The sequence below is a fragment of the Brevundimonas sp. genome, from assembly GCF_032107865.1.
In the GTDB taxonomy this organism is placed as follows: domain Bacteria; phylum Pseudomonadota; class Alphaproteobacteria; order Caulobacterales; family Caulobacteraceae; genus Brevundimonas.
The window spans coordinates 1-4,842 of record NZ_DAMCNG010000195.1 but is presented as its reverse complement, the minus strand read 5'-3'; the positions used below and the strand labels follow the sequence as shown (position 1 = coordinate 4,842).

At 65.4% G+C, this 4,842-nt stretch carries 4 protein-coding genes, 3 tRNA genes and 2 pseudogenes; 1 reads left to right on the top strand and 8 read right to left on the bottom strand.

The features are described from left to right. Both RT567_RS13485 and RT567_RS13480 read right to left on the bottom strand, forming a co-directional pair. Positions 1 to 152 (bottom strand): annotated as a pseudogene (locus RT567_RS13485) (hfsB); the annotation flags it as partial. Between the two features lie 47 nt (positions 153 to 199). Continuing rightward, on the bottom strand, positions 200 to 1,642 hold the full coding sequence (locus RT567_RS13480) for a chain-length determining protein (RefSeq protein WP_292059703.1): 1,443 nt from the start codon (positions 1,640 to 1,642) through the stop codon (positions 200 to 202). A 126-nt stretch (positions 1,643 to 1,768) separates the two neighbouring features. Between RT567_RS13480 and RT567_RS13475 the strand changes: the two genes are divergently transcribed. Beyond that, a complete protein-coding gene (locus tag RT567_RS13475; RefSeq protein ID WP_313576805.1) occupies positions 1,769 to 2,491 on the top strand; it encodes a polysaccharide biosynthesis/export family protein in 723 nt (240 codons plus the stop codon). A 343-nt stretch (positions 2,492 to 2,834) separates the two neighbouring features. On the opposite strand, the gene RT567_RS13470 is transcribed toward RT567_RS13475, so the two are convergent. The 6 genes and pseudogenes from RT567_RS13470 to RT567_RS13445 form a co-directional block, all read right to left on the bottom strand. Further along, positions 2,835 to 2,911: transfer RNA gene (locus RT567_RS13470), tRNA-Pro, on the bottom strand. 67 nt (positions 2,912 to 2,978) lie between these two features. After that, the gene (locus RT567_RS13465) at positions 2,979 to 3,455 is read right to left on the bottom strand and encodes a DUF192 domain-containing protein (protein WP_292059698.1); all 477 of its coding nucleotides are present in this window, start codon (positions 3,453 to 3,455) and stop codon (positions 2,979 to 2,981) included. A 26-nt stretch (positions 3,456 to 3,481) separates the two neighbouring features. Next, a complete protein-coding gene (locus RT567_RS13460) occupies positions 3,482 to 4,003 on the bottom strand; it encodes a cold-shock protein (RefSeq protein WP_312203907.1) in 522 nt (173 codons plus the stop codon). Between the two features lie 202 nt (positions 4,004 to 4,205). After that, positions 4,206 to 4,280 (bottom strand) — tRNA-Glu (locus RT567_RS13455). A gap of 182 nt (positions 4,281 to 4,462) precedes the next feature. Next, a tRNA-Glu gene (locus RT567_RS13450) sits at positions 4,463 to 4,537 on the bottom strand. 115 nt (positions 4,538 to 4,652) lie between these two features. Next, positions 4,653 to 4,842: pseudogene (locus RT567_RS13445) on the bottom strand (single-stranded-DNA-specific exonuclease RecJ); the annotation flags it as partial.

The window sequence follows — 4,842 nt, the reverse complement described above, 5'->3', positions numbered from 1 at the left end:
CGCACGGCGGCCATGCGGGCGAATTCGCGCGCCACGGTCGAGACGCCCTCGCCCGTCTGGGCGGCGGCGAACAGAATCACGCGGCCGCGATGAGCCGGCGCTGGCCCCAGCGCCGCCCACAGTCCGGCCATTTCCGTCGTCAGATCGACCATGCGAATCGTTACGTGCGCCCTTTGGCCCAGCCTAGCACGAGCAAGGCTCAGGCGCTCTTGGCGGGCGCCACGGCCAGGACCGGCGCCTGTAGCGTGCGGCTGAGGGTCGTCGGCATGACGAAGCCGCGCTGCAGGAAGACCCGCAGCAGGCCGACGCACAGGGCGGTAAATCCGGCGAAGGCCAGGACCGCGACCATCAGCGGGAAGCGCAGGCTCTTGCCCTTCGACGGCGGCTGGGCGCGTTCGATGACGGTGACGTTGTCGGCGCCCGCCTTGACCAGTTCGTTGTCGGCGCGGCTCTGCGTCTCGCGCTGCTGGAACTCGCGGATCGAGGCGGTCAGCACTTCACGGTTGCCGGCCAGGGTCGAGTTGCGCGACTCCAGCTCGGTCAGGCGCGTCTGGCGCGCGCGCAGATCGCCCAGTTGACGATCCAGCACCGCCAGGCGGGCGCCCAGGGCGTCCCGTTCGGCCTGGGCGTTGATGCGGGTGGTCTCCAGCTCGACCCAGACAGGGTTCGGGCCGGTGCGGACCTCCTTGGCGCCGACGGCCGTGCCGGAACCGACATAGGTCTGAAGCTGGGCGATCTTGGAATCGATTTCACGCACCGGTTGAGCGTCGGGCTGATAGCGGGCCAGCAGGCTCTCGCGCTCGGTGCGCAGTTGCAGGATCAGATCCTGGGCCGAGACGTTCAGATCCTGATACAGGGCCACCTCGGCCGGGGTGCGCGCCAGTTGCGCCACCAGAGTCGCCAGCCGCTGCGAGGCCTGCTGCAGCTGGGCCTGGACGCCCATCCGTTCAGTGAAGACGGACTGATAGCTGTTGGCGACCGTCGACTTGGCCGTGGTGAAGTCGCCGATGGCGTTTGTGCGCAGGAACTCTTCGTAAGCGCGGTCGGCGTCGGCCAACTCCTGCTCGAACGTCTGGCGCTGGGTGCGGATGGCCGAGGTCGCGCGATCCTGGAACACCTCACGGCGATAGGTCAGGTACTGGTCGATCACCGTGTTCAGCACACGCGCCGACAGGGCCGGATCGCCGCTCTTGTAGCTCAGGCCCACGACCGGGCTGAGCGGCGTGACCTCCACGCCCAGGCCCGAGGCCACGGACCGGATGGCGGCGGCTTCCTGACGCGCCGGGCTCTCGGTCGAGGGCACGCCGCCCTGGAAGCTCTCGACGCCCAGGGCGCGCACCACGCGGCGCTTGACCTCAAGGCTGTTCAGGATGGCGGCCTCGGACTGAGCCACCTCGCTGGCCGAGGGCGGCATGGCGCGTTCGCCCATGCCCACGCGCGGCTGATAGACGTATTCCTGGCCCACGCCGACGAACAGGCTGGCGCCGGCCGTGTAGGTCTTCTTCATCGTCATGACGACGGCCGCGCCGATGGCGGCGATCACCAGGAAGATCACGATCATCAGCAGCAGTTCGCGGAACAGCAAGGCCACGACGTCGACGACGCCGTAACGGGGACGAGCTGCTGCGAGGGAGGAACGCATGAAGATCGAATTTCTCGGTCAATGACTATTGTGCGCCACATTGAGGGCCATGCGTTAACCACGCATTACCTATAAGCCGTCAGCTTTGCCGAAGACGAAATTTCTCCGCCTGGACCGTCCCCGACCATGGATATTGATCGCCGCCTCATCCTCATGGCGTTGGCCGCTGGACTGGCCGGATGCGCCAGCGGCGCCCCTGCGGGCGGCGCCCGACCGCGACCGACCGTGGTCGACGACTTCCCGCCCAACCTGCCCTTCGCCGACTGGACCGAGGTGGAGCCGGAGTATCGGCTCTATCCCGGCGACGACATCGAAGTGGCCCTGCCCACCGCGTCGGAGCTAACGCGCCAGTTGAAGATCGCGCCTGACGGCCGGGTCTCTCTGCCGCTGCTGGGCCACGTCATGGCGGCGGACCGCAGCCTGTCCGAACTTGAGGCCGACATCTCCCACGGCTACGCCCCCCACCTGCTGCGCCCCGAGGTCGAAGTGACGCTGCGCCAGGCCGGCCCGATGAAGGTCTGGGTCGATGGCGAGGTACGCAATCCCGGCATGTTCGACATGCCCGGCGACATCGACGCCTATCAGGCCGTCATCATGGCCGGCGGCGTGCTGCCGTCCGCCAGATCTTCGCGCTGCGCTCTGATTCGTCGCGGCCCCGGCGACGTCCGCATGATGAAGGTGATCGACCTGAGCGCGCCCCGCGCCGAAATCACGCCGATGCGGCGCGGCGACATCATCTTCGTGCCGCGCTCGACCCTGGGCGAACTGGCCGCCTTCTTCACCCAGTTCCGCGCCGCCCTGCCAATCGGCTTCTCCTACGCCATCAACGGCGGCTACGCCTCGACCTGACGGTCGCTGGATCGCTTACTCTTCAAACAAGCGTCGAGGCCGATATGTCCACCCTCCCGACCTACCGACCAAGCCTATCAGGCGATGAGAGTTTTTCTTAAGGCCTATTGGGAGCGTGGCGGACACGCTGACACTCAGATCACTGATCTATTGTCTGGCATGCAAGGCGGAACCGGAGAGACCGTCGATCCAGCCATGTGGGACGACTGGCTCGACGCTATCGGCGCTGTAACGGGTTTTCGACTGCCGGATTTATGAGGCAAGAGCTACAGCTCTCGAACAGTCGCACGCTGATGGTCATATCCATGCGATACGACGCCTCCGCCTGAAGGAGGCTAATCCGTGGTCGGGGCGAGAGGATTCGAACCTCCGACCCTCTGGTCCCAAACCAGATGCGCTACCAGGCTGCGCTACACCCCGGACCGACGGAGCGCTCTCATGGCACGGGCGGGCGGCCTCCGCAACGGATGAGGCGCCCTATTGTGGCTCAGGGCCGAAAGAAGGGGTGTTTAACCTGGTCGCCGGGCTTGGCGCCGATCTCGTCCGCCCGACCAGCCCGCAATTCAAGCACGCCATTGGCCGCCCCGTTCGACGGAATCGGCGCTTCGGAGTTGGGCGTGGCGTGTTTGGCGATCGAAACGATTCGCCCACGCGGATCGATGTAGAGGATGTCCAGCGAACTGGGCGTGTTGCGCATCCAGAAGCTCTGCTCGCCGGCCACGGGGAACTGGAACAGCATCCCTCGGTCGTCGGGCAAAGGCGGACGGAACATCAGGCCGCGCTGCCGTCTTTCATCGTCGTCGGCGATCTCGACCATGAATTTGTGCTCGCCCGAGGCCGTGACGATCGCCAGCGGCTCCAGCGGGCGGCCGGTCGCATCCAGCGGCCCCTTCTGCGCGCAGGCCGTCGTTGCAGCGGCCGCGGAAAGGGCCAGAATCAAAAGGATGCGCCGGCTGTAGTCCATGTCTTCGTCCCTCTATCGGACGAAGATCACCCGCCCGGTCTGATATCGGCCACGACCAGCCCCTTGGGGCCCTCCGCGAAGCGCACGTTCACCGGGTCGCCCGGCAGCAGGTCGTCCAGACCGCAGCGACGCAACGTCTCGACGTGGACGAAGATATCGCCCGCCTGACCGTCGCGCACGACGAATCCGTAGCCCTTGGTGCGATTGAACCATTTGACGACGGCGGCTTCCAGCGGCCCCTCAGGCGCGCCTTCCGCCCAGGCGTGGGCCGAACTGTGCATCGGTTCACGTCGAACCGGCGCGGCGCTGGCCTCCAGCTCCACGATATTGACGACCTGCCAGCCCTTGGCTCGCTTGGCGCACTCGCAGACGATAGATGCGCCCTCGCCCGCCAACTCATGACCTGCGTCGCGCAGGCTGGTGACGTGCAGCAGCACGTCTCTCTCTTCGGTCAATTCCGGCTGGTCCGGCACGATGAAGCCGTAACCCTTGCCGGCATCGAACCATTTGACCCTTCCGACGACCTTTACGGTCTCAATCGGCTCCATCACGTCACTACTCGCCACCTTGAACCCCCGCCCGCAACACTACGGGTCAGCTACACTAACACGGTTCTTTCAACTCGGACAGACAAGTTGCCCTTTTTGCGCCATATTGTCGACAAGCAAATGTCGCGCATGCGAAAAGGTCGCGCGAAAGCGGTCGGTGACAGAAATTACGATGAGGGGAGAGAGTGTTATTCGCTCCGCGTGGCAGTCCCTAGGGGAGTCGAACCCCTCTTTTCAGGTTGAAAACCTGACGTCCTAACCGATAGACGAAGGGACCGCTGCGCGGAGGAGCGGCCTGATAGCCGTCCCTTTTCGGCGATGCAAGAGGGCGTCGCACGCTTTTGCAAAAAAACGACCGACGCGCCGTTTCAGCGCCCAATCATGGCGGCGCACAACATACAGGCGCGCGAAATCACCGCTGGAAACGTCTTCGATTGTCGAGGGAGGTAAAGCTCCGCGTGGCAGTCCCTAGGGGAGTCGAACCCCTCTTTTCAGGTTGAAAACCTGACGTCCTAACCGATAGACGAAGGGACCGCTGCGCGGAGGACCGTGTAGATAGCCGCCGATTCCGCTTATGGCAAGCGCGGCGAAGCGGATTTGTGCGACTTTTTCAAAGACCTGCGTCGTTTCACGGCTAAGGCTGAGGGTTTCATGCCATGCGCGGGTCAGCGACGTCCTCGATCTCGAACTGGACGCCGCGACGGCCGTTCCAGTCGTCGGCCCTGAGCCGCCCGACCACGTTCAATCCGCCCTGCCCGGCCAGCAGCGCCTTGCCCGTCGGCAGGTCGGCGCAACGCCAGGCGATGGCCCGCACCGAGGCGCCGTCCGGGCCGACCAGA

Coding starts and splice junctions, on each gene's coding strand:
- RT567_RS13460 (WP_312203907.1), bottom strand. CDS start 4,003: ATGGAGCCGATTGAGACCGTAAAGGTCGTCGGAAGGGTCAAATGGTTC.
- RT567_RS13480 (WP_292059703.1), bottom strand. CDS start 1,642: ATGCGTTCCTCCCTCGCAGCAGCTCGTCCCCGTTACGGCGTCGTCGAC.
- RT567_RS13465 (WP_292059698.1), bottom strand. CDS start 3,455: ATGGACTACAGCCGGCGCATCCTTTTGATTCTGGCCCTTTCCGCGGCC.
- RT567_RS13475 (WP_313576805.1), top strand. CDS start 1,769: ATGGATATTGATCGCCGCCTCATCCTCATGGCGTTGGCCGCTGGACTG.